Annotated in this window: 24 protein-coding genes; 10 read left to right on the top strand and 14 right to left on the bottom strand. The window is 72.2% G+C overall.

Annotation, left to right across the window (positions count from 1 at the left end; genetic code table 11):
- Both ACFY2Z_RS31280 and ACFY2Z_RS31285 read left to right on the top strand, forming a co-directional pair.
- Positions 1-942, top strand: a 942-nt coding sequence (locus tag ACFY2Z_RS31280; protein ID WP_390747426.1) for an IS256 family transposase, incomplete at its 5' end; no start/stop codon positions are given.
- 135 nt (positions 943-1,077) lie between these two features.
- Positions 1,078-1,476: a luciferase family protein gene (locus tag ACFY2Z_RS31285; protein ID WP_390747427.1), complete on the top strand. Its 399-nt coding sequence runs from the start codon at positions 1,078-1,080 to the stop codon at positions 1,474-1,476.
- Between the two features lie 90 nt (positions 1,477-1,566).
- Here the strand turns inward: ACFY2Z_RS31285 and ACFY2Z_RS31290 are convergent, their stop codons facing one another.
- Positions 1,567-2,064, bottom strand: coding sequence for an inorganic diphosphatase (locus ACFY2Z_RS31290; protein ID WP_390747428.1), 498 nt, complete (start codon positions 2,062-2,064; stop codon positions 1,567-1,569).
- A gap of 184 nt (positions 2,065-2,248) precedes the next feature.
- Here ACFY2Z_RS31290 and ACFY2Z_RS31295 point away from each other — a divergent pair, with 184 nt between their 5' ends.
- On the top strand, positions 2,249-2,713 hold the full coding sequence (locus ACFY2Z_RS31295) for a TIGR03668 family PPOX class F420-dependent oxidoreductase (RefSeq protein WP_390747429.1): 465 nt from the start codon (positions 2,249-2,251) through the stop codon (positions 2,711-2,713).
- A 40-nt stretch (positions 2,714-2,753) separates the two neighbouring features.
- A complete protein-coding gene (locus tag ACFY2Z_RS31300) occupies positions 2,754-3,179 on the top strand; it encodes a CBS domain-containing protein (RefSeq protein WP_311699331.1) in 426 nt (141 codons plus the stop codon).
- A 10-nt stretch (positions 3,180-3,189) separates the two neighbouring features.
- Here the strand turns inward: ACFY2Z_RS31300 and ACFY2Z_RS31305 are convergent, their stop codons facing one another.
- Both ACFY2Z_RS31305 and ACFY2Z_RS31310 read right to left on the bottom strand, forming a co-directional pair.
- A complete protein-coding gene (locus tag ACFY2Z_RS31305; protein ID WP_390747430.1) occupies positions 3,190-3,480 on the bottom strand; it encodes a hypothetical protein in 291 nt (96 codons plus the stop codon).
- Positions 3,481-3,604: 124 nt separating this feature from the next.
- Positions 3,605-4,810 carry a hypothetical protein gene (locus tag ACFY2Z_RS31310; RefSeq protein WP_390747431.1) on the bottom strand — a complete coding sequence of 402 codons (1,206 nt, stop codon included), beginning with the start codon at positions 4,808-4,810 and terminating at the stop codon, positions 3,605-3,607.
- 285 nt (positions 4,811-5,095) lie between these two features.
- Between ACFY2Z_RS31310 and ACFY2Z_RS31315 the strand changes: the two genes are divergently transcribed.
- Positions 5,096-5,584, top strand: a complete 489-nt coding sequence (locus ACFY2Z_RS31315; RefSeq protein ID WP_390747432.1) for a hypothetical protein — start codon at positions 5,096-5,098, stop codon at positions 5,582-5,584.
- Between the two features lie 11 nt (positions 5,585-5,595).
- Here the strand turns inward: ACFY2Z_RS31315 and ACFY2Z_RS31320 are convergent, their stop codons facing one another.
- The gene (locus ACFY2Z_RS31320; RefSeq protein ID WP_355913354.1) at positions 5,596-5,811 is read right to left on the bottom strand and encodes a dodecin; all 216 of its coding nucleotides are present in this window, start codon (positions 5,809-5,811) and stop codon (positions 5,596-5,598) included.
- Positions 5,812-6,008: 197 nt separating this feature from the next.
- Between ACFY2Z_RS31320 and ACFY2Z_RS31325 the strand changes: the two genes are divergently transcribed.
- Positions 6,009-7,109 (top strand): NADH:flavin oxidoreductase/NADH oxidase, encoded by a 1,101-nt coding sequence (locus tag ACFY2Z_RS31325; protein ID WP_390747433.1) that lies wholly within the window; start codon positions 6,009-6,011, stop codon positions 7,107-7,109.
- Positions 7,110-7,197: 88 nt separating this feature from the next.
- On the opposite strand, the gene egtD is transcribed toward ACFY2Z_RS31325, so the two are convergent.
- Genes egtD through egtA form a run of 4 tightly spaced genes read right to left on the bottom strand, consistent with a single transcriptional unit; the run spans position 7,198 to position 11,577 of the window.
- Complete coding sequence (egtD, locus tag ACFY2Z_RS31330; protein ID WP_390747434.1) at positions 7,198-8,160, bottom strand: L-histidine N(alpha)-methyltransferase; 963 nt, start codon at positions 8,158-8,160, stop codon at positions 7,198-7,200.
- A complete protein-coding gene (gene egtC / locus ACFY2Z_RS31335) occupies positions 8,157-8,948 on the bottom strand; it encodes an ergothioneine biosynthesis protein EgtC (protein ID WP_390747435.1) in 792 nt (263 codons plus the stop codon). Before egtC ends, egtD begins: the two co-directional genes overlap by 4 nt.
- Positions 8,948-10,264, bottom strand: a complete 1,317-nt coding sequence (gene egtB, locus ACFY2Z_RS31340; RefSeq protein ID WP_390747436.1) for an ergothioneine biosynthesis protein EgtB — start codon at positions 10,262-10,264, stop codon at positions 8,948-8,950. Before egtB ends, egtC begins: the two co-directional genes overlap by 1 nt.
- Positions 10,261-11,577 (bottom strand): ergothioneine biosynthesis glutamate--cysteine ligase EgtA, encoded by a 1,317-nt coding sequence (egtA, locus tag ACFY2Z_RS31345; protein WP_390747437.1) that lies wholly within the window; start codon positions 11,575-11,577, stop codon positions 10,261-10,263. Before egtA ends, egtB begins: the two co-directional genes overlap by 4 nt.
- Before the next feature lie 301 nt (positions 11,578-11,878).
- Here egtA and ACFY2Z_RS31350 point away from each other — a divergent pair, with 301 nt between their 5' ends.
- Positions 11,879-12,706 (top strand): TIGR02452 family protein, encoded by an 828-nt coding sequence (locus ACFY2Z_RS31350; RefSeq protein ID WP_390747438.1) that lies wholly within the window; start codon positions 11,879-11,881, stop codon positions 12,704-12,706.
- A gap of 28 nt (positions 12,707-12,734) precedes the next feature.
- On the opposite strand, the gene ACFY2Z_RS31355 is transcribed toward ACFY2Z_RS31350, so the two are convergent.
- Together ACFY2Z_RS31355 and ACFY2Z_RS31360 are read right to left on the bottom strand one after the other, a co-directional pair.
- Positions 12,735-13,181, bottom strand: a complete 447-nt coding sequence (locus tag ACFY2Z_RS31355) for a type II toxin-antitoxin system PemK/MazF family toxin (protein ID WP_390747439.1) — start codon at positions 13,179-13,181, stop codon at positions 12,735-12,737.
- 135 nt (positions 13,182-13,316) lie between these two features.
- Complete coding sequence (locus tag ACFY2Z_RS31360) at positions 13,317-13,514, bottom strand: antitoxin (RefSeq protein ID WP_390747440.1); 198 nt, start codon at positions 13,512-13,514, stop codon at positions 13,317-13,319.
- 243 nt (positions 13,515-13,757) lie between these two features.
- On the opposite strand from ACFY2Z_RS31360, the gene ACFY2Z_RS31365 reads away from it, so the two are divergent.
- Positions 13,758-14,366: a GPP34 family phosphoprotein gene (locus tag ACFY2Z_RS31365; RefSeq protein ID WP_390747441.1), complete on the top strand. Its 609-nt coding sequence runs from the start codon at positions 13,758-13,760 to the stop codon at positions 14,364-14,366.
- A gap of 502 nt (positions 14,367-14,868) precedes the next feature.
- Here ACFY2Z_RS31365 and ACFY2Z_RS31370 read toward each other — a convergent pair.
- From ACFY2Z_RS31370 to ACFY2Z_RS31380, 3 genes are all read right to left on the bottom strand, one after another.
- Positions 14,869-16,362 (bottom strand): SPFH domain-containing protein, encoded by a 1,494-nt coding sequence (locus ACFY2Z_RS31370; protein ID WP_390747442.1) that lies wholly within the window; start codon positions 16,360-16,362, stop codon positions 14,869-14,871.
- A gap of 139 nt (positions 16,363-16,501) precedes the next feature.
- Positions 16,502-16,720, bottom strand: coding sequence for a hypothetical protein (locus ACFY2Z_RS31375; RefSeq protein ID WP_311699347.1), 219 nt, complete (start codon positions 16,718-16,720; stop codon positions 16,502-16,504).
- 26 nt (positions 16,721-16,746) lie between these two features.
- Positions 16,747-18,171 (bottom strand): amidase, encoded by a 1,425-nt coding sequence (locus tag ACFY2Z_RS31380; protein ID WP_390747443.1) that lies wholly within the window; start codon positions 18,169-18,171, stop codon positions 16,747-16,749.
- Positions 18,172-18,317: 146 nt separating this feature from the next.
- Here ACFY2Z_RS31380 and ACFY2Z_RS31385 point away from each other — a divergent pair, with 146 nt between their 5' ends.
- Entirely contained in the window at positions 18,318-19,364 is a 1,047-nt protein-coding gene (locus ACFY2Z_RS31385; RefSeq protein WP_390747444.1) for a LacI family DNA-binding transcriptional regulator, read from the top strand.
- A 65-nt stretch (positions 19,365-19,429) separates the two neighbouring features.
- Here the strand turns inward: ACFY2Z_RS31385 and trxA are convergent, their stop codons facing one another.
- Positions 19,430-19,927 carry a thioredoxin gene (gene trxA / locus ACFY2Z_RS31390; protein WP_390747445.1) on the bottom strand — a complete coding sequence of 166 codons (498 nt, stop codon included), beginning with the start codon at positions 19,925-19,927 and terminating at the stop codon, positions 19,430-19,432.
- Positions 19,928-19,936: 9 nt separating this feature from the next.
- On the opposite strand from trxA, the gene ACFY2Z_RS31395 reads away from it, so the two are divergent.
- Complete coding sequence (locus tag ACFY2Z_RS31395) at positions 19,937-21,364, top strand: dihydrolipoyl dehydrogenase family protein (protein ID WP_390747446.1); 1,428 nt, start codon at positions 19,937-19,939, stop codon at positions 21,362-21,364.
- The last annotated feature ends 37 nt before the right edge of the window (positions 21,365-21,401 follow it).

The following is a 21,401-nucleotide window of genomic DNA, read 5'->3' on the forward strand; positions in this document are numbered from 1 at the left end:
GAGCAGGCCCTCATCTCGGTGGTCGCCACCGCCTACCTCCTTGGTGTGTCCACCCGCCGCGTCGAGAAGCTCGCCGAATCCCTCGGCGTCACCCAGCTGTCGAAGTCCCAGGTCAGCGCGATGGCCAAGCATCTGGACGATCAGGTCACCGCGTTCCGCAACCGGCCGCTCGATGCCGGGCCCTACACGTTCGTCTGGGTGGACGCGCTGACCCAGAAGGTCCGCGAGGGCGGCCGCATCATCAACGTCCACGCTCTGATCGCAGTCGGCGTCAACGCCGACGGACACCGCGAGATCCTCGGGATCGACGTCGCCACGGCCGAGGACGGTGCGGGCTGGCTCGCCTTCCTGCGCTCCCTGACCGCCCGCGGCCTGTCCGGCGTCCAGCTGGTCGTCTCCGACGCGCACACCGGCCTGGTGAACGCGATCGGCGCGGTCCTGCCCGGCGCATCCTGGCAGCGGTGCCGCACGCATTACGCCCGAAATTTGCTGAGCCAGGTCCCGAAGTCCGCTCAGCCGTGGGTGGCCACCCTGCTGCGGACCGTCTTCGAACAACCCGACACCGACGCTGTCCAGGCCCAGATGCGGCACGTTCTGGATGCCCTGGGAGCCAAGTTCCCCAAGGCAGCAGCCCACTTGGACGCCGCTCAGCACGAGCTGCTGGCCTTCACCGCCTTCCCGCGCGAGATCTGGCGGCAGATCTGGTCGAACAACCCACAGGAACGGCTGAACAAGGAGATCCGACGTCGCACCGACGTCGTCGGTATCTTCCCCGACCGCACCGCGCTGATCCGCCTGGTCGGCGCCGTGCTGGCCGAGCAGAACGACGAATGGACCGAGGCCCGCCGCTACATGGGACTCGACCTGCTGGCCAAGGCCCGCCTCCACCCGATCGAGTCAGAAACCGACGAGACCACCCTGCCCACCGAACTCACCGCATAGCCTCAAAAAGAGATCACCGAGTGGCCGTCGATACACCACTCCAGCGGACGTGACCTCACGGTCGGTAACCTCACGTCCCGGTTACGGAACCCTCAACCTCTGGTGGACGGGGAATGAGAAGGCGACGATGGGCACATGACTCTGGCCCAGCGCGCCCTGGAGCGACTCATGGTCTGGCCCGACCTCACGGCGGAGCCGGCCAGTTGCGGCACCGGGCGGGCTCTCCGCTCCCGGTACAGCGAGATCGTCCACTTTCACACGGACCACGAGGCGGACCTGCATCTGACCAGCGGCGCCATACGGCGCTTCTCCGGCGACCTCGCCGGATCGACAGCCATCCGCATGGTGCCCGGCTCGCGCTGGGTGACCGTCCGCCTGGACTGTGACACCGATGTCGACCTGCTGTTGAGCCTCGTCAGCGCGGCGCTGCACGCCCACCAGGCCCGTCCTCCGGCGGAGGCCCTTGTTCGCGAGGCATGCAACTTCCGTCGTGTCACGGTGCTCCCCCGCGCACGGCAGGGCGCCTGCGGCTGAACCACCGCGGATGGAGGCCCTGTTCGGCGACCTGCACCCGGTCGGCACGTCCCGGGCGCGAGCGTCGTGGAGACGAAGGGGCAGCGGCCCTCAGGGGCCCGTCCCTCCCTGCTCGAGGGCGCGCCGCCGGGCGGCGTCGATCTCCGCGTACGTCCGGTCGCGTCCCTCCCAGTGCGAACCCTCCACCGACTTGCCGGGCTCCAGGTCCTTGTAGACCTCGAAGAAGTGGGTGATCTCCAGCCGGTCGAAGGTGGGTACGTCGCCGATGTCCTGCACGGAGGCGTAGCGCGGATCGTGCGCCGGGACGCAGAGGACCTTCTCGTCGGGCCCCTTCTCGTCCTTCATCACGAACATGCCGACGGCACGGCACTCGATCACACAGCCGGGGAAGGTGGGGTCGCCCACCAGGACGAGGGCATCGAGCGGGTCGCCGTCCCGGCCCAGGGTGTGGTCGATATAGCCGTAGTCGGCCGGGTACTTGGTGGACGTGAACAGCGTCCGGTCCAGGCGGAGGCGGTGCAGTTCGTGGTCCATCTCGTACTTGTTGCGCGCCCCCTGCGGAATCTCCACGATCACGTCGAATTCCACGACGGCCTCCTTGGCGGGCGGCCCGTGAAGCACGGATCTGTCCCTCCAGTCTGCCCCGCGTCCCCGGGCCCGACATCCGGACCGGGCGGCGACGGGCGGGAGGGCACGGTGATCGTGTAGGAGAGCGGAGGCCGGGTACCCGTGGACGCCGGCCGCCGATGCAGCGCGGAAGGAGGGCCGGACGGTGCCCAGCATGCCCGAGGACGAGGCGCGGCGACGGTTCACGGACGCCCGGGTGGCGCGTCTTGCGACCGTGGACTCCGCGGGACGGCCCCACCTCGTACCGGTGGTGTTCGCGCGGCGCGGCGACGACGGCATCGTCATGGCCGTCGACCACAAGCCCAAGCGGTCCCGCCGGTTGCAGCGGCTGCGCAACATCGCCGTCCAGCCGGCCGTCTGCCTGCTCGCGGACGAGTACGACGAGGACTGGGGGCGGCTGTGGTGGGTACGGGCCGACGGAGGCGCGCGGATACTGCCGCCCGGCGCGCCCGCGGCGCAGGACCGCGAGGAGTACGGGGCGGCACTGGCCCTGCTGGCCCGGAAGTACCCCCAGTACCGGGAGACGCCGCCGGACGGACCGGTGACCGTGGTCGCCGTCCGCCGCTGGTCCGGCTGGCGTGCCGCCGCCGAGGCGGACCCGGCCGGATGAGGAACCGGCGTATGCAGACGAGACGATCCGGGAGGTTTCCATGAGCAGGCAGGTACGTGACGTGATGTCCCGGGGCGCGGTCGCCGTCGAGCCGATGACCTCGGTGGCACGGGTGGCCCGCCTGATGCGTGAGCAGGACGTCGGCGACGTCCTGGTGACCTACGACCGCGATCTGTTCGGTGTGCTCACCGACCGCGACATCGTGGTCAGGGCCGTCGCCGGGGACCGCGACCCGAACACGGTGACCGCGGGCTCGGTGTGCACCCGTCCGCCCGTGATCACCCTCTCGCCCGACGACACCACCGACCACGCGGTCGAGCTGATGCGCCGGCACGCCGTGCGCAGGCTACCCGTCGTCGAGAGCGGTGGGTGTCCGGTCGGCATCGTCAGTCTCGGCGACCTCGCCGCCACGGAGGACCCACGGTCCGCCCTCGCGGACATCAGCAGGGCTGAGCCGAACTGCTGAGGCCGGCGCCTCACAGCCGGGTGTCGGGTCCGGTCCGCTCGTCGATCGTGGCGCCACGGCGTATCCGCGCAGGCCGCGTGCCGTGCCGGTGCGTCGCCGCGGACACCGCGGTGGCCAGGCCCAGGCAGAACAACAGCGCCAGGGCGAGGCCGGAGGCGAAGACGGCAAGGGTGTTGATGGTGGCGATGTGGTGGTCCAGCACGGACACGGTGTAGTCGGGGCCGCCGGTGAGATTGCCTGCGATCGCCAGAGCGGTGAAGGCGGCGGTGGCCGCGAGAAGAAGCAGTCCGAGGAACAGCATCCGAGTCATCTCCTCATGAGGTAGCGGCACCGCCCGAGTACCCGCCCTGACCGGGACGAGACCGCGGTCGGGGGAATACCCCCGGGCGCGCGTCGCCGCCACGCCCCGGCAAGGGGCCCCGGGCTCACAGCGGGGTGTGGCCGGCGGTCAGCAGATAGGTGCCGTAGGCCACGGAAGCGACGGCGAGGGTGGCTCCGACCAGCAGGGCGTGTTTCGGGCGCAGCCGCCAGCTGCGCGCGAGGCCGCGTGCGAGCGGGATCAGCAGGGGGAAGGCGGGCAGCAGGAAGCGCGGCTTCGAGGCGTACGGGCCCGAGCCGCCGATCGTGATCAGCACGAGCACGCCCGCGAAGACGATCAGCGCCAGTGGGGCGCCGTCGAGGCACAGCAGACAGAACAGCAGGACGGCCGCCACGACGATGACCAGGGCCAGCGGGTAGACGGCCCGGCCGCCGTGGGCGAGCAGCGACTTGAGGAAGTGCAGGGAGCCGACACCGAAGTCGAAGCGGGAGTCCCAGGCGCGCTGCACCGTGAAGTAGCCGCCGAACAGATCACCCGTGTGCGCACCTACCCACAGGACGAAGCCCACCCAGCCGAGGGGCGCCATCGCGGTGCCGACCCATAGCCCGACGGGCACCCGGCCGCGCCGTCTGACGATCTCCTGGATCGCCACGGCACCCACCGCCGCGGCCACGGCGAAGCCCGTGGGCCGCGACAGCCCGGCCAGCGCGGCCAGCACACCGGCCCACAACCAGCGTCTGGTGAGCACCGCGTACAGGGACCAGGCGGCCAGCGCGGCGAGCAGGGGCTCCGTGTAGGCGATGTCGAGGACGACGGAGTGGGGCATCGCGGCCCACACGCCGACGAGTGCGGTGGCGACCGCGCGGCCGTACAGGCGGTAGCCGATCGTGTAGATGCCGTACGCGGCCACCGCCGAGGCGCTCCAGGCGATCAGCAGGGCGGCGGCGCCCGGAGTGATGGGCAGCACGGTGTACACGACCCGGATGAGTGCCGGATACAGCGGGAAGAACGCCCAGTCACGCTGCACGGCGCCGGTGGTGGCCAGGACATGGGTCTGGGTGCCGTAGCCGTGCTGGGCGATGTGCAGATACCAGCGGGAGTCCCACGAGTGCGCCAGACCCTTGAGCAGCGGATGGCCCATGTAGTGGTTCGCCAGGGCGATCGCCGCGAGTCCCGTGAGACGTATGGCGGCGAACAGGGCGAGGGCCGGTGCGGCACCAGGCAGGAGCCGGGTTCGGAAGGGAAGGCGGACGCGACGGTCTGTGCTCCCCGCCCGGGTTTGGGCGGCGGGGGCGGGCGAGAGTGCGCTCACACCTTGACCCTGCGTTATCGGCATGCGGTCCGCAACGTGAGGTTTGGCCATAGGTGGGTCATATACCACCGCTGTACGAGAATCTGTCGTGACTCAGTGCTGAACGAGGTGAGTGAAGTCTCGCGGAACGGCTCGCGCCGCGCTGCGCCATCCGGGTCATATGGCCGCTGCGCGCGCGAACTTGGGGGGCGTGTACGCCCTCGGTGTGCGCCCCCGAGTTCGCGCGGCCGGCCGGCCGAGGGGGCGCACGCTCCGGTGCCGCGGGGGTCTTCGTAGAGTGGGCCGGTGACGAACAGCAGCAGGCCGGTCGCCGTCTTCGATCTCGACAACACCCTCGCGGACACCGCGCACCGGCAGCGCTTCCTGGAGCGGAGGCCGCGTGACTGGGCGGCGTTCTTCGCCGCCGCGCCGCAGGATCCGCCGCTGGCCGAGGGAGTGACGCTCGCGCTGCGGACCGCCGAGGAGTGCGAGCTGGTCTATCTGACCGGACGGCCCGCGCGCTGTCGGCGTGACACGCTCGACTGGCTCGCCGCTCACGGACTGCCCGAAGGGCGGCTGTACATGCGCTCCGACGGCGACCGCAGGCCCGCCCGTGTCACCAAGCTGGAGCTGCTCCGTGGGCTCGCCCAGGGGCGCGAGGTCCGGATGCTCGTCGATGACGACGAACTCGTCTGCCAGGACGCCGAACGGGCGGGCTTCACCGTCGTACGAGCACGCTGGGCATCCCCCTCCGCCGCGCTGAGGGACGCTCAGGAGCGGGAGGGGCGTACGTGAGAGGGGTCGCGCTAGTCGCCCTCCTCCAGGCGGAAACCCACCTTCAGGCCGACCTGGTAGTCCTCGATCCGGCCGTTCTCGATCCGGCCCCTGACCTGGGTGACCTCGAACCAGTCCAGGTTGCGCAGGGTCTGTGAGGCGCGGGAGATGGCGTTCCGTACGGCCTGGTCCACGCCCTCGGGCGAGCTGCCGACGATCTCGGTGACCCGGTAGGTGTTGTTGGTCATGCGGGTGCTCCTCTTCGCGTGACGGGCGTCACATGTCACTCCACCGTGCCGTACCGGGGATCGGTCCGCGACGCGGGCGCCCTGCAATTAGTTGCATACGCGGCATAGCGGCAATGGGAATAAAAGGCGCACGCATGCAATTATGGATTCCGTCCACACGGTGACCATTCCGTGCCGCGCAACGAGGAGTTTTCGCGTTGACCACTCTCTTCACCCCCTACAGCCTCAGGTCACTGACCATCCCCAACCGCATCTGGATGGCAGCGATGTGCCAGTACAGTGCGGCGCCGGAGGGCGCGGCGGTGGGCGTCCCGACGGACTGGCACTTCGCTCACCTCGCCGCGCGTGCCTCCGGCGGAACCGGCCTGATCATCACCGAGGCCACGGCGGTGAGCCCCGAAGGCCGTATCTCTCCCTATGACCTGGGCATCTGGAACGACGCGCAGGTCGACGCCTTCCGGCGCATCACCGCGTTCCTGAAGACTCAGGGCACTGTGGCCGGTATCCAGCTGGCCCACGCCGGACGGAAGGCGTCCACCGAGCGCACCTGGGCGGACCGCGGGCGCCCGATCACGCCCGAGGAGCCCTACGGCTGGACCCCGGTCGGTCCGAGTGGCCTTCCCTTCGACGAGGCGTCGACGACCCCCGACGAGCTCACCACGGACGGCATCCGCGGCATCGTCCAGGAGTTCGCCGACGCCGCCGAGCGGGCGCTCGCGGCGGGCTTCGAGATCGCCGAGATCCATGGCGCCCACGGCTACCTGATCCACCAGTTCCTCTCGCCCCACAGCAACCACCGCACCGACGAGTACGGCGGCTCCTTCGAGGGCCGTACCCGCTTCGCCCTGGAAGTCGTCGACGCCGTGCGCGCCGTGTGGCCCGAGGAACTGCCGATCTTCTTCCGTGTCTCCGCCACCGACTGGCTCACGGAGAACCCCGAGGACGACCGGGACGGCTGGACCGGGGACGACACCGTCCGGTTCGCCAAGGAACTCCACGCCCGAGGCGTGGACCTGCTGGACGTCTCCACCGGCGGCAACGTCCCCGACGCGAAGATCGTGACCGGCCCCGGCTATCAGGTCCCCTTCGCCGACCGGGTCCGCAGTGAGACCGGGATGCCGGTCGCGGCCGTCGGCATGATCACCGAGCCCGCCCAGGCGCAGGAGATCATCGCCTCGGGCAAGGCGGACGCCGTTCTGCTGGCACGCGAACTCCTCCGCAACCCGTACTGGGCGCGCCATGCCGCCCAGGAGCTCGGTGGCGAGGTCGTCTCCCCCGTCCAGTACCACCGCGCATAGGACCGCCACCCCGCGGCGACACCTGCACAAACCCCGCGGCCCCTCACCTCAAGAGGTGAGGGGGCCGCAGGGTGTCGGACCGTCGGCGTCAGCGCGCCACGCTCAACGAGAGGGCGAACCTCCCCTCCGCGTCCGTCCACCAGTGCGTCAGCTCGAGCCCGGCCGAGGAGAGTTCACGCCGGACACCGTCCTCGCGGAACTTCGCCGACACCTCGGTGCGCAGGTCCTCCCCGTCCGCGAAGTCCACCGCCAGGTCCAGCGCGGGGATCTTCACGGTCTGGGCCGTCCGCGCACGCAGCCGCATCTCGATCCACTCGTGCCCGGCGTCCCACACCGCCACATGGTCGAACGCGTCCGGGTCGAAGTCGGCCCCCAGCTCACGGTTGACCACGGCCAGCACGTTCTTGTTGAACTCGGCGGTCACGCCGGCCGCGTCGTCGTACGCCGCGACCAGCACCGACTCGTCCTTCACCAGGTCGGTGCCGAGCAGCAGGGCGTCCCCGGGCGACAGCAGGGCCCGTACGGAGCCGAGGAACGCCGCCCGCTCGGCGGGCAGCAGATTGCCGATGGTGCCGCCCAGGAACGCCACGAGCCGTGGCCCGGGCGTGTCCGGCAGGGCGAACGCCGCGGTGAAGTCGGCGATCAGCGCATGGACGTCGAGCCCGGGCCGCTCCGCGATCAGCGCGTGACCCGCCTGGGTCAGCGCGCTCTCGCTGACGTCCACCGGCACATAGGTGCGCAGTCCGGTCAGTGCGTCCAGCAGATGCCGGGTCTTCTCGGAGGAGCCGGAGCCCAGCTCGACCAGTGTCCGGGCGCCGGTCGCGGCGGCGATCTCCCCGGAGCGGGCGATCAGGATCTCCCGCTCGGCGCGCGTCGGGTAGTACTCCGGCAACTCGGTGATCTTTTCGAACAACTCGCTGCCGTGAGCGTCGTAGAACCACTTCGGCGGGAGTGTCTTCGGCGTGGTCGTGAGGCCGTGCAGCACATCGGCGCGCAGCGCGGCCTCGGTGGCGTCCTCGGGCAGGGTGCGGGTGACAAGGAACGGGCTCACGGGCGGGACTCCTCGGGTGGTGCGGGTGCCATGTCGTCGCGCGGGTCCTTGAGCGGGATCAGCAGCACGTCCGTGCGGGTGGCCGACAGCAGGGTGCGGTCGGGCACCTCCCGCCAGCGCGGGTCGTCGTCGTACGGCTCGGAGGCCACGACGACGCGGTCGCCGGGCCCGGTGAGGTACCACAGGGTGTCGCCCCACGCGGTCGCGGTGATCGTCTCGCCGTCGGTGATCAGCAGATTCAGCCGGGAGCCGGGGGCCGCCGAGGCGACCTCCAGCACGGTGTCCGCCATCGCCTTCCCGTCCTCGATGCCGGCCCGCAGCCGGTTCAGCAGCAGCGCCCACACGAACGCGGAGTCGCAGCGCGCCTCCAGGGAGAGCAGCTCCACCGGCGGCAGCGAACCGGCGAGTCGGGCCATCGAGTCGGGCCATCCGCCGACGGCCCCGTTGTGGCTGAACAGCCATCTGTCCCCGGTGTACGGCGCCGCCGCGGCCTCCAGATCGGGGTCGCTCCGGGTCGCGTCGCGCACCGCGGCCAGGACCGCGCCGGAGCGCACGACGCGCGCCAGGTCGGCGAGGGAGGCGTCGGCCCAGATGGGACCGGCCCTGCGGTAGCGCGCCGGCGTCGGGTCGCCCGCGGCGTACCAGCCGATCCCGAACCCGTCGGCGTTGACACACCCGTGCAGTTGCCGACGCGGTTCCCACGCCTGCCGGTACAGGCTGTGCGGGGGCTCCAGGAGAACCCGGCCGAGCGGCTCCTCCGGTCCCAGACAGGCTAGATGACGACACATCACGCGTCCCTGGCGGTACGGAAGCCCGAGAAGATCTGCCGCCGGACCGGGTAGTCCCAGTTGCGGAACGTGCCCCGGCAGGCCACCGGGTCCACGGCGAACGAACCGCCCCGCAGCACCTTGTACTCGGGACCGAAGAACACCTCCGAGTACTCCTTGTACGGGAACGCCGTGAACCCCGGGTAGGGCGCGAGGTCGCTCGACGTCCACTCCCACACATCACCGATCAGCTGCCGTACGCCGAACGCGGACGCGCCCGCCGGATAGCTGCCGACCGGTGCCGGACGCAGATGGCGCTGCCCGAGGTTGGCGTGCTCGGGCGTCGGGTCGGCGTCGCCCCACGGGTAGCGCCGGGAGCGGCCCGAGGCCGGGTCGTGGCGGGCCGCCTTCTCCCACTCGGCCTCGGTGGGCAGCCGGCGCCCCGCCCAGCGCGCGTACGCGTCCGCCTCGTACCAGCACACATGCAGAACGGGCTCGTCGGGCGGTACGACCTCGGTGACGCCGAAGCGCCGCCGCAGCCACTGGCCGCCCTCTCGGCGCCAGAACAGCGGCGCCTTCAAGTCATGGGTGCGGACATGGGCCCAGCCCTCGGGTGTCCACCAGCGCTCGTCGTCGTAGCCCCCGTCCTCGATGAACGCCTCGTAGGCGGCGTTCGTCACGGGCAGGACGTCGATGAAGAACGCCGCCACCTCCCGCTGGTGCGCGGGCCGTTCGTTGTCCAGCGCCCAGGGCTCCGCCGAGGTGCCCATGGTGAACGGCCCGGCCGGCACGAGGACTTCGGCCGGTCCCGTGTACGGCGGCGCGGGGGCCGGGTCCGGGGCGGTGAGCGCCTGCGGGCCCCGACGTAGCTGATGGGTGATCAGCATGGTCTCGTCGTGCTGCTGTTCGTGCTGGGCGATCATGCCGAAGGCGAAGCCCGCCTCCGTCAGCCGGTGTCCCTCGAAGGGCGTGCTCTCCAGCACGTCCAGGGCCCGCCCCCGCACCTCCGCGGCATAGCGGCGGGCCTCGTCGGGCGGCAGCAGCGGCAGCGAGGGCCGCTCGGCGCGCGGATGCTCGAAGGCGTCGTACAGCCCGTCTATCTCAGGTCGCATGGCCTCGCGTCCGGCGACCGCGCGCAGCAGCCACAGCTCCTCCTGGTTGCCGATGTGCGCGAGGTCCCAGACCAGCGGCGACATCAGCGGGGAGTGCTGGGCGGTGAGGTCGGGGTCGTCCACACAGGTGGTCAGGAGCGCGGTGCGGTCGCGCGCCGCGGTCAGCGCGTCCAGGGCGCGTTCCCGCAGCGTGCCGGGGTCGATCGGTGACCGGGCGTCGGTCATGAGTGCGTGTCCTTCCCGTGGAACAGGGTGTCGTCCCCGCCGGAACGGGTGTCCTTGCCGTCGAGCTGGAGGAGCAGATCGTCGGCGGGGCAGCGGCCCCGGGCCACATAGCGGTCGGTGAACTCCGCGACGGCCTCCTGGACGTCGTCGGTGGCGCCGAGCCTGGGCAGCGCCTCGGCCGCGGCCGCGAAGCAGGCGACGGCGGCCTCGCGCAGCTCCGGGTCGGCCGGCCCCTCCCGCGCGGCGGTCACCCACAGCGCGTTGCACGGCGCCGGTTGCGAGCCCGCCCGCTCGGCCAGCGGTTTGACGATCCGGTACGCGGTCTCGGCGGCCTCCGGATCGTCGAACAGCGCCGTGGTCACGGCGAGCGGCACGATCCACCCGTCGTCGCCGGGCTGTGCGTCGATCATGCGGAGTTCGAGATGTCCGCGCGGCCGGATCGGCGGGAACAGGGTCGTGAGGTGGTAGTCGAGGTCACTGCGGTCCGGGGGGTCCGAGGACCGGGTCCAGTCCCGGAACGTCAGGCCGTCCGGTACATGCCAGGGACCGGGACCACCGCGGACGCACATCACGGGCGCGTCCATCACATGCCGGGCCCAGGCGGCCCTGGGATCGCCCACGAGGGGCGGCGCGCCCGAGCGTCCCGGATCCATGGCGGCCCACAGGGACTGCCGTGTCGAGCGCCAGCCCGTGGGCCGGCCCCGGGACAGCGGGGAGTTCGCGAACGCGGCGACCAGCACCGCGCCCAGCTGGTGCGCCAGCCACCAGCGCCGTCCGTGCCCCAGGGGGCCGGGCTCCTCGTACCCCGCGTCCAGGCACACCTGGACGGAGGCCGACGAGCACATCATCGACCGCCCCTCGGGACCGGTGCGGTCGAGGTAGGACTCCATGGCGTCGTAGCGGGGCTCGCGCAGAAAGCGCCGCGGAGGGTTCCATGGGTCGTGGCCGTAGCCGCTGAGGGCGAGATCCGCCTCGGCCAGCAGGGTGCGGACCGTATCGAGATCGGCGGAGACGGACCCTATGCACTCCATGAGGGAGGCGGCGGGGGCGGAGCTGAGTTCCAGCTGGCCGCCCGGTTCGACGGTGAGGGCCGAACGCAGGGGCAGGGTCCGCAGCGCGGTGTAGACCGCGCGAAGACGTTCGGGTGGTGCCGGGAGCCACGGACTTCGCAGCTCATGGACGAACCATTCCACTTCGACACCGAGCGTACGAGGCGGTCCGGTCTTGAAACAGATGCCGCGGACCAGCGCCTCCACCTCGGCTTCGGTGACCGCGGAGCGGGGCTCCGTACAGTCACTCACCGAATCGGACATGTCGGGATCCTCCTGAGATTCCACCATGCCGCCGACCCGGCTTCGGGTGGGCCGGGTCGGCGTCGCTCGTCCCACCCAAGACCCTCATGGTGCATTCGCACAAGAGTGCCCAGCGGAGCTTCGCGGACTGCTTCCTCCCTGTTGCCCAGGCCCGGGACGGTGATTCCCGGGGCCGGGAAACTCTGTTGCGGCGTAGGACCAGCATCGCTCACCATGCGTTCATGAGCACGACGGGGGAGATCGGCGGGGCGCCACGGGCGACCGCGCGCCAGGTGCTCACGGCGCCCACGGGGGTGGCGCCGTGAGCACGCGGCTGCGGAGGATCGCGCAGCGGACACAGGAGATCGTCGAGCGGGGTGCCTACGACACCTCCGAGGGGCGTACGGTGACCATCGCGGCGGCGGTCGAGGCCGCCCGCGCCGGCACGCGGATGTACGGTCCGGGGCCGGTGGAGACGCCGCCGGTGCGCCAGGTGGCCACGGCGTTGGGGGTGACCGGGGAGAGCAGTCTGGAAGCCGCCCGGCGCCTGCTGGACCGTTCGGGTGAGCCGGTGGCCGTCCTCAACTTCGCCTCCGCCCGGAATCCGGGCGGCGGGTTCCTGAACGGCGCGCAGGCCCAGGAGGAGTCCCTGTGCCGCGCCTCCGCGCTGTACGCGTGCGTCCGCGAGGTCCGGGAGTTCTACGACCATCACCGCACTGACCGGGACGTCTTCTACACGGACCGTGTGATCCACTCACCGGCCGTGCCGGTCTTCCGCGACGACCGCGGGCGACTGCTGGAGGAGCCGTACCGGGTGGGCTTCCTGACCGCCGCCGCGCCGAACGCGGGCGTGGTGCTGCGCCGGACTCCGGAGCGCGCGGCCGAACTGCCCCGCGCCCTGGCGGCCCGCGCCGAGCGCGTACTGGAGACGGCGGCCGCCTGTGGCTACCGGCGCCTGGTGCTGGGCGCATGGGGCTGCGGCGTGTTCCGCAACGAGCCGGCACAGGTGGCCGGGGCGTTCCACGGACTGCTGGTCGGCGGACGGTTCGAGGGCGCCTTCGACGAGGTGGTCTTCGCCGTGCTGGACCGCACGTCCGGTACGACGACACGGTCCCGCATTCGAACGGACTTTCGGGAAGATGCGGCCTGACCCGGCCCCAGCCGCCTGACCCGGCCTCTCAGGTCCAGCCGTACCGCTCCCGCAGTCGGTGCACCACGAGATTGAACCGCATCCGGTCCAGCGCGCACGCCTCCCGCCGCATCCCGTCCTCGTGCAGCCGCAGCACCCGGTCCACGTCCACCCAGGAGTCACGCCCCGAGCGGTCCCAGGGGCCGCTGCCTATCGGCACCCACTCCCGGTCGCCGTCGTGCCGCTTGCTGGACAGCTGCACGGCGAGCAGGGTGTCGCCCGGCTCCCGGGCGACCACGAGCACCGGGCGGTCCTTTCCGCGCCCGTCGTTCTCCTCGAACGGCACCCAGGTCCAGACGATCTCCCCGGGGTCGGGGTCACCGTCGTGCGCGGGGGAGTACTCGGTCCGCACCCGGCCCACGGCCCGGGGGTCGGCCTCGGTGGTCGCGGAAGGGCCGTAGCGGCCGGGGACGTCTTCATCGGTAAAGGCAGTCACGCGGCTCACGGTAGAGCCTGGCCACGGGCGGGTCCCCACCGGGTACGGCGACCTGAGGCGCCGTCAGCCGGGCCTCAGGGCCGCACCGGTGGCAGGGAGTCGCCAGGACGCCACGACTCCGCCGGGTCCTCCGCGCTACGACTGCGGCGGGTTGTCCCGGTCCCGGGGAGGCTGGAACTGGTCCCGGAGCGCGTCCGGGCCCTTGTCGGCCTGTCCGGCGGGACGGTTGGACATCGCGTCGTCGGCGGCCCGGCCGGCTGTGTCGGGTCCCTGGCCGATGCGCTCCCCGTGCCCCTTCAGCATCTGCTTGAGCTTGTCCATCATGGACATCATGGCCTCCTTGCCGATCTTCCCCCTCCCTCCAGCATCGGCGCGCCACGCCGAGGGTGCATCCGCTGCGGGACGGGGCGGCGCGGCGGCCGGCCGGCGCGGGACGGTGCGGGCCGGGGGACCGATCGGCGGTGCCGGGATGCGCCGGTCATGGACGCGCGATGGGATGAGCAGGACACCTCACCCCGGGGGCACGGGCATGATGGCCGTCCAAGAGATCGTCGAACAAGCGTCGTGGAGGCACATATGGCCACTGCACGGGACCTGTTGACCGTCGCGCTGGACGCCGCACCCGGCCATCGTGCCGAACCGGGTGACCTGTCGCTCGGGCTCGCGGGCGCCGAGCTGCTGGACCTCATGGATCTACGGGCCCTCACCCTCGACGGCGTGCTCATCGCGCCGAGCGACCCGCCGGTGACGGACGACCGCCTGCTGCGGGAGGCCGCGGCGGCGCTGATGCGGCAACCGCCGTACGAGTCGGTCGAGGACTGGCTGTGGCGCCGCGGCCAGGGGCTGTCCTCGGTCTATCTGACCGCGTTCGAGGAGGAGGGCCTGCTCGTCCGGCAGCGCCGCCGCTGGCTGCCCGCCTTCACCGGTGAGGCCACCCCGGCCGACTCCCCGGCCCGCCGGCAGGCGGCGGACCGATGGGCCGCCGGGGAACCCGTGCTCACCACGCTCGGGGCGACCATCGGCATCCGTGACGCGCCGGAGGAGGAGGCCCTGGAGGTCACCGAGGGCGCGACGGGAACCGTGCTGGCCGCCGTCGACGACGCGATCACGGAACTGACCGCCGTACGACAGCGGCGGGCCATCGAGAAGGCGGCCTTCGACAACATCTGGCGGGGCCCGGCGTGACCGAGGCCCGGCAAGGCCCGGCCTGCCTGCCGGGGCCTTGCCGCCATCCGTCATCCGCCAGCTGCTCTCAGTCGTACGGCTGCGACGGCCGTGTGCGGATCGCCCGAGTCCCCGTCCGGCCGGTGACGCGGCGCACCGGACGGCGGCGTACGGCCCCCGCGCGACCCGGCAAAGACCTGGACGGCGTCCGGGGCCGGAGCGCGCGGACAGGCCCGGCCACCGGGCTGTCCTGCGGCCTTCAACGCCTTCCAGACCCCTTCCGGGCCTCGTCGGCTCGGCCTCGCCCAAAGCACCTCCCGACGTCCGTCCGAGGTGCGTGCGCAGCGGCGGGCGCCGCGATCCTGAAACGAGTTCGTCACCGTCTTGACCGGTGATGCAAGGTTATTCGGCCTCAGTTCGGCCGCGCGCCGGGCACCTGGCCCCGGCACGCCTGGGGCGTACGGCGAACGTTCGCCGTACGCCCCAGGCCTTGAGCTGTCCTACCGGCCGATGCCTCTCCGGCTCAGCCCTCGTCCCCCTCCACCGCGACCTTCTCCGGCCGCGGCGGGGTGGACCCGTTGAGTTCGGCGGGCGTGTGCGCGGGAGCGCCGTTCTCGGCTGCCCCGTCGTTCATCGACGACAGCAGCCGGCGGGCGAGGCCCAGGCCGGTGCCGCCCATCGTCAGGGCCTTGGCGAACACGTCGGCCATGCCGTCGGCGCCGTTGAGCAGCACCATGTTGTCGACATTGCCGAAGGCGGACGCACCGGCCTGGACGATCTCCGGCCACTTCTCGGCCAACTGCTGTGCGACCACGGCCTCCTGGTTCTCGGCGAGGGCCGCGGCACGTGCCTTGATGGCCTCCGCCTCCGCCAGACCCTGGGCGCGGGTCGCCTCGGCCTCGGCGAGCCCCTTCGCCTGCGCGGCCGCCGCCTCCGCCTCACCGGTGGCACGGGTAGCCTGAGCCGCGGCGGCGCCGCGCGTCTTGGTCGCCTCCGCCTCGGCGCCCGCGGCCTGTTTCACCCGGGTCGCCTCGGCCGCCGCCGCCAGCTCGGTCTCCTTCGCCTTCGCCTGCGCGGCCGAGATCCGCGCGTCCCGCTCGGCCTCGGCCAGCGTGCGCTTCTCGTACGCCTTCGCGTCCGCGGGCTTGCGGACGTCCGCCTGGAGCTGCTGTTCGCGCCGGTGCGCCTCCAACTCCGCGACACGGGTCTCCTGGACCACGACCTCCTGGCGGGCCGCCGCATCGGCGAGCGGACCGGCCTGACGGGCGGACGCGGCCGCCTTGTCGCGCTCGGCCTGATAGCCGGCCTGCAGGATCTCGCTGTCCCGGGTCGCCTCCGCCATCCGCGCGTACGACTGCTGCTCCGCCTCGGTGGCGAGACGATTCGCCTCCGCCTGCGCGATCCGCGCGTCCCGCTGCACCGCCGCCGCGTGCGGCATCGAGAGGTTCTGGATGTAGCCTGTCGGGTCCTCGATCTCGTGGATCTGCAGCGAGTCGACGATCAGGCCGAGCTTCTCCATCTCCGTGCCGCACGCGGCACGGGTCTGACCGGTGAGCTTGTCCCGGTCGCGGATCATGTCCTCGACCGTCAGTCCGCCGACGATCGACCGCAGATGGCCCGCGAACACGTTGTGCACGCGCTCCGACATCAGCCTCTGCTGGTCGAGGAAGCGGCGGGCCGCGTTGGCGATCGACACGAAGTCGTCGCCCACCTTGAAGATGACCACGCCCCGCACCTTCAGCGGAATGCCCTGGTGGGTCACGCAGTCCACGTGCAGTTCGGTCTCGTTGAGGTCGAGCGAGAGCTTGCGCACCGCCTGCACACCCGGCATCACCAGCGTGCCGCGCCCCGTGACGATGCGAAAGCCCATGCCTTCCTCGAGCCCCTCGGTCCGATGTTTCGAACCGGAGATGATCAGCGCTTCGTTGGGCTCCGCGACACGCCACATCAGCTTGAAGACCACAACGATGAATACCAGCGCGAGGACGACAGCCCCCGCGACGACGCCGATGACCATCGGCAAACGCCCCCTGTTGCCTGGTGCCGGGTCGGCACCGAACGAAGGGAGTCTGCGCCCGCGCAGGGCCCGGGTGAAGACGCTGACGGTTCCTTGTTGCAATCTTGATGCGAGCGCCCTCACCTGCGCGGTCACGGGCTCAACTGTCGTACACCGCCTCGACGTACACGGTCCGCGGCGGCAGGTGCTCCACCACCATCACCACCGTGCCCCGCTCCATCCGGCTCCGCCCGTCCGCGGGATACGCGAGGAAGTGCTCGGCGCCGCCACGCACGCGAACGATCACCTCGCCGACCAGTCCGGGTCCGACGGAGCCGGTGACACGTCCCATCAGGCCCACCATCGACGCATCGTCCATGGCCACAGGGTACGGCCCGAACGCGGCTACGCGGCCCGCGCATCGGTGGCCGACGGGCGCGGCGGCCGACGCTCGTGCCACCGCACGTCCGCCTCCAACTGGGCAGCCAGCGACACCAGAAGCGGCTCGCTGTGCGCGGGGCCCAGCAACTGGGCGCCCACCGGCAGCCCTTCACCCACGAAGCCCGCGGGCACATTGACCCCGGGCCAGCCCAGCACGTTCCAGGGCCATGCGTACGGACAGGCGGCGATCATCGCGCGATCGGTGTTCCAGCCGTTCATGTGCGCGAGCGTCCCGATGCGCGGCGGGGGAGCGGCCGCCGTCGGTGCGAGGAGGACGTCGTACGACGCGAACAGCGCCCCCACCCGCCGGTGCAGCACCGCCTCCGCACGGCGCGCCGCGCGCAGCGGCGCCCCGCCGAGGAGCCGGCCCAGTCGTGCGGCGTCGCGGGTGCGCGGGTCGAGCAGCTCAGGGAAGGGCGCCTCGCGCACCCGTTCCGCCAGCCCCGCGGTCGCGCGCGGCAGAAAGGCCAGCCCGATCTGCCCGTACCGCGGCTCCGCCTCCTCCACCGTGTGCCCGAGCGCGGCCAGCCGCTCCGCGAGGGCGAGGACACGCGCCCGGACCCGGGGGTCGAGCCGGGCGGGCACCGCGGTGAACGGCGGCTTCAGCGAGAGCGCGATCCGCAGCCGGCCCGGGTCCCGGCCCACCGCCGCCGAGACGTCCAGCGCGGGCGGGCGGTGCAGATCGCCCGGGTGGTTGCCGCTCGCCGCGTCCAGGAGCAGCGCCGCGTCCGCGACCGTCCGGGCGAGCGTGCCGTTGACCGTGATCCCCTCGAAGGACTCGGGGCGCGGCCAGGTCGAGATCCGGCCCCGCTGCGGCTTGATGCCGACCAGATGGGTCCAGCCCGCCGGGATGCGGACGGAACCCGCGCCGTCCGAGCCCAGCGCGGCTGGCACCAGGCCCGCGGCGACCGCCGCCGCGGACCCGCCGGACGAGCCGCCCGGGGTGTGGTCCGGGTGCCAGGGGTTGCGGGTGGCGCCGAAGGCGGGTCCCTCGGTGAACGGCCACTGCCCCAGCTCACAGGTGTTGGTCTTGCCGACGATCACGGCCCCGGCCGCCCGCAGCCGCCGTACCGCCTCACCGTCCTCGGCCACCGGGGGGTATGCGCCCGGGCAGCCGAACGCGGTGGGCTCGCCCGCCACGTCCATGTCGTCCTTGACCGCCAACGGCACCCCGAGCAGCGGCCTGCGCACCCCGGCCGCGAGTTCCCGGTCGGCGGCCTCCGCCTCGGCGAGCGCGGCCTCGGCGCGCACCACCCGGAACGCGTTCAGCGAGGGCTGGGCCGCCTCGATCCGGGCCAGGGCGCGCTCGACGAGCGCACGGGAGGTCACCTCGCCGGCGGCTAGGGCACGGGCACACTCGGCCGCTCCGTCGATCCGGTCCGACACCATGGGGACACCTCCGCGGGCACGTCGACTACCGCACGGTAACCGGTGATCCGCCCATGTGGCACCTGCAGCCCAACTTCCGTTGGGGAAAGGCGGGTTGTGGCTGGGATCGCACCCTGGAGGACGGCCCGCGCGGCCGTTCTGCCAAGATGCGGTGCGTTATGGTGCAGCTACCGAAACAGCCCGTCCCCTCGTCTCCCGCACCCCCCGCCGTGCCGACGAGCGCCGATGTGGCACGTCTGGCCGGTGTCTCGCGCGCGACCGTCTCGTACGTCCTCAACAACACCCGCGCGGTACGCATCAGCGAGCCCACGCGGCGCCGGGTCCACGAGGCCGCCGAGGAACTCGGGTACGTCCCGCACGCCGCCGCCCGCAGCCTGCGCGCCGGGCACAGCCGCATGGTGCTGATGCCCGCCCCGAACGTGCCGGTGGGCGCGCTCCACAGCCAGTTCCTCAACGAACTCCAGTGGGCCCTGAGCCGTCTGGACTACACCGTCGTGCAGTACGGCAGCATCGGCCTCCAGGGCGACGAAGCCGCCCGTGCCTGGGCCGAGTTGCGGCCGGTCGCGGTCCTGGTGCCCGGCGCCGGGCTCGGCCCGCAGGGCGTGCACGTCCTCAAACGCTCCGGCGCGCGCGCCGTCCTCACCCTGGGCCCCGATCGGGTCGAGGGCGCGCACACGCTGCTTCTGGACCACGACGGAGTGGGCCACAGCGCCGGGGCACACCTGCTGTCCCGGGGCCGCCGCGGCATCGGCGTCGTCCTGCCGCTGGAGGACGGCCTCGCGCTCTACTCCAGGCCCCGGCTGGAAGGCGTACGGCGCGCCCTGCGCGGTACCGGCGCCACCGTCACCGAGCTGCCCCTCGCCTACGAGGAGGAGTCCGCCGCCCGGCTCGCGGCGCGCTGGCGCTCATTCGGCCTGGACGCCGTCTTCGCGTACAACGACGAGTACGCGATGCTGCTGATGCGTGCCCTGCAGGACGAGGGTGTGGACGTCCCGGGGGAGACGGCCGTGGTAGGCGCCGACGACCTGATGCTCGGCCGGCTGCTTCGGCCGAGGCTCAGCACCGTCCATATCGAATTGCCGTCCGGACGTGAGCTGGCGGAACTGGTCGATCGTGTGGTGCGCGACCCCGGCGGCGAACCGGAGGTGCACCGGGTTCTCGGCGCACGGATCGTGCACCGCGAGTCGAGCTGACCCCCGCCGCCCTCCGCGCGGCGTCACGCCGCGCGGAAGCGGCCCCGAAGTGCGGCGGAGCGGCGTCACTCGCCGTTCTGCCCGGCCTTCTCCTGCTGCGCCGCGACGGCCTTGCGGACCTCGTCCATGTCGAGCTTGCGGGCCTGGCCGATCACGTCGTCGAGGGCGGTCTGCGGCAGGGCGCCCGGCTGAGCGAAGACGGCGACCTGGTCCCGGACGATCATCAGCGTCGGGATCGACTGGATGCCGAACGCCGCGGCCAGCTCCGGCTGCGCCTCGGTGTCCACCTTGCCGAAGACCAGGTCCGGGTTGTCCTCCGCGGCCTTCTCGTAGACCGGGGCGAACTGACGGCACGGCCCGCACCAGGACGCCCAGAAGTCGATCAGGACGAATTCGTTGTCCTTGACCGTCTGGTCGAAGTTCTCCTTGGTGAGCTCCACGGTGTTGCTCATGCTGTTTCCCTCTTCCTGGTGTCGGGGCGCGGCCGCTGTCGACAACGGCACGTCGGGGTCATGTATTCCGCGCGCGTACCCGTGTGGCGGGGCGAGCACACCAACAACCACACTGGGCCCATGACGGAAACGGAATCCATCGCGTACGACGTCGTGGTGCTGGGTGCGGGGCCCGTGGGTGAGAACGTCGCGGACCGTACCCGGGCCGCCGGACTCTCCACCGCGATCGTCGAGAGCGAACTGGTCGGCGGCGAGTGCTCTTACTGGGCCTGTATGCCCAGCAAGGCGCTGCTGCGCCCGGTGATCGCCCGCGCAGACGCACGCCGCGTCCCCGGCCTGGCCCATCTGGCGCAGGGACGGCTCGACGTGCCCGCGGTCCTGGCCCATCGCGACTACGAGGTGTCGGACTGGAAGGACGACGGCCAGGTCGCCTGGCTGAACGGCATCGGCGCCGACCTCTACCGGGGGCAGGGGCGGCTGGCCGGACCCCGCCGGGTCACGGTGAGCGGCCCGGACGGTGAGCAGGTGCTCACCGCCCGGCACGCGGTGGCCGTGTGCACCGGCAGTGGGGCCCTGCTGCCCGACCTGCCGGGGATCGCCGAGGTGCGCCCCTGGACCAGCCGGGAGGCGACGAGCGCCAAGGCCGCGCCGGCACGGCTGGTCGTGGTGGGCGGCGGCGTGGTGGCCACCGAGATGGCCACGGCCTGGGGGGCCCTGGGCTCGCAGGTCACCATGCTCGTACGGGGCAAGGGCCTGCTGTCGCGCATGGAGCCCTTCGCCGGGGAACTGGTCGCGGAGGCCCTCGCGGAGTCGGGCGTGGACGTGCGCACCGGTACCTCGGTCGAGTCGGTCCGGCGCGAGGGCGACACCGTCGTGGTCGTCACGGACGCGGGCGACCGCATCGAGGCGGACGAGATCCTCTTCGCCACCGGCCGGACACCCCGCACCGAGGACATCGGCCTGGACACCGTCGGCCTGGAGCCCGGCTCCTGGCTGTCGGTCGACGACAGCATGCGAGTGACGGGCAGCGAGTGGCTGTACGCGGTCGGCGACGTCAACCACCGTGCGCTCCTCACCCACCAGGGCAAGTACCAGGCGCGTATCGCGGGCGCGGCGATCGGGGCCCGCGCGGCGGGCGTCCCGCTCCTGGAGACGGATGCCTGGGGCGCCCATTCCGCCACCGCCGACCACGCGGCCGTTCCGCAGGTGGTGTTCACCGACCCGGAGGCGGCGGCCGTCGGTCTCTCCCTGGCGGAGGCGGAGCAGGCAGGCCGCCGGGTCCGCGCCGTGGACGTCGAGCTGACGTCGGTCGCGGGGGCGGGTCTGTACGCCGACGGCTACCGGGGCCGCGCCCGCATGGTGGTCGACCTGGACAGCGAGACGCTGCTGGGCGTCACGTTCGTCGGCCCCGCCGTCGGGGAACTGATCCACTCCGCCACCATCGCCGTCGCGGGCGAGGTCCCGATCGACCGCCTGTGGCACGCGGTGCCCTCGTACCCGACCATCAGCGAGGTCTGGCTGCGCCTGCTGGAGGCGTACCGGGGCTGACCCGAGGGATCCCGGGCCCCGCACCCACCTGTGCGCG

Origin of the sequence: Streptomyces sp. NPDC001222 (genome assembly GCF_042896945.1) — a bacterium.
Lineage (GTDB): Bacteria > Actinomycetota > Actinomycetes > Streptomycetales > Streptomycetaceae > Streptomyces > Streptomyces gibsoniae.

What these genes read in the sequence shown, in the direction of transcription:
- ACFY2Z_RS31285 (WP_390747427.1), top strand. Translation starts at nt 1,078, where the DNA reads ATGACTCTGGCCCAGCGCGCCCTGGAGCGACTCATGGTCTGGCCCGAC.
- ACFY2Z_RS31300 (WP_311699331.1), top strand. Translation starts at nt 2,754, where the DNA reads ATGAGCAGGCAGGTACGTGACGTGATGTCCCGGGGCGCGGTCGCCGTC.
- ACFY2Z_RS31305 (WP_390747430.1), bottom strand. Translation starts at nt 3,480, where the DNA reads ATGCTGTTCCTCGGACTGCTTCTTCTCGCGGCCACCGCCGCCTTCACC.
- ACFY2Z_RS31320 (WP_355913354.1), bottom strand. Translation starts at nt 5,811, where the DNA reads ATGACCAACAACACCTACCGGGTCACCGAGATCGTCGGCAGCTCGCCC.
- egtC (WP_390747435.1), bottom strand. Translation starts at nt 8,948, where the DNA reads ATGTGTCGTCATCTAGCCTGTCTGGGACCGGAGGAGCCGCTCGGCCGG.
- egtB (WP_390747436.1), bottom strand. Translation starts at nt 10,264, where the DNA reads ATGACCGACGCCCGGTCACCGATCGACCCCGGCACGCTGCGGGAACGC.
- egtA (WP_390747437.1), bottom strand. Translation starts at nt 11,577, where the DNA reads ATGTCCGATTCGGTGAGTGACTGTACGGAGCCCCGCTCCGCGGTCACC.
- ACFY2Z_RS31360 (WP_390747440.1), bottom strand. Translation starts at nt 13,514, where the DNA reads ATGATGTCCATGATGGACAAGCTCAAGCAGATGCTGAAGGGGCACGGG.
- ACFY2Z_RS31365 (WP_390747441.1), top strand. Translation starts at nt 13,758, where the DNA reads ATGGCCACTGCACGGGACCTGTTGACCGTCGCGCTGGACGCCGCACCC.
- ACFY2Z_RS31370 (WP_390747442.1), bottom strand. Translation starts at nt 16,362, where the DNA reads ATGGTCATCGGCGTCGTCGCGGGGGCTGTCGTCCTCGCGCTGGTATTC.
- ACFY2Z_RS31375 (WP_311699347.1), bottom strand. Translation starts at nt 16,720, where the DNA reads ATGGACGATGCGTCGATGGTGGGCCTGATGGGACGTGTCACCGGCTCC.
- ACFY2Z_RS31380 (WP_390747443.1), bottom strand. Translation starts at nt 18,171, where the DNA reads ATGGTGTCGGACCGGATCGACGGAGCGGCCGAGTGTGCCCGTGCCCTA.
- ACFY2Z_RS31385 (WP_390747444.1), top strand. Translation starts at nt 18,318, where the DNA reads ATGCGGTGCGTTATGGTGCAGCTACCGAAACAGCCCGTCCCCTCGTCT.
- ACFY2Z_RS31395 (WP_390747446.1), top strand. Translation starts at nt 19,937, where the DNA reads ATGACGGAAACGGAATCCATCGCGTACGACGTCGTGGTGCTGGGTGCG.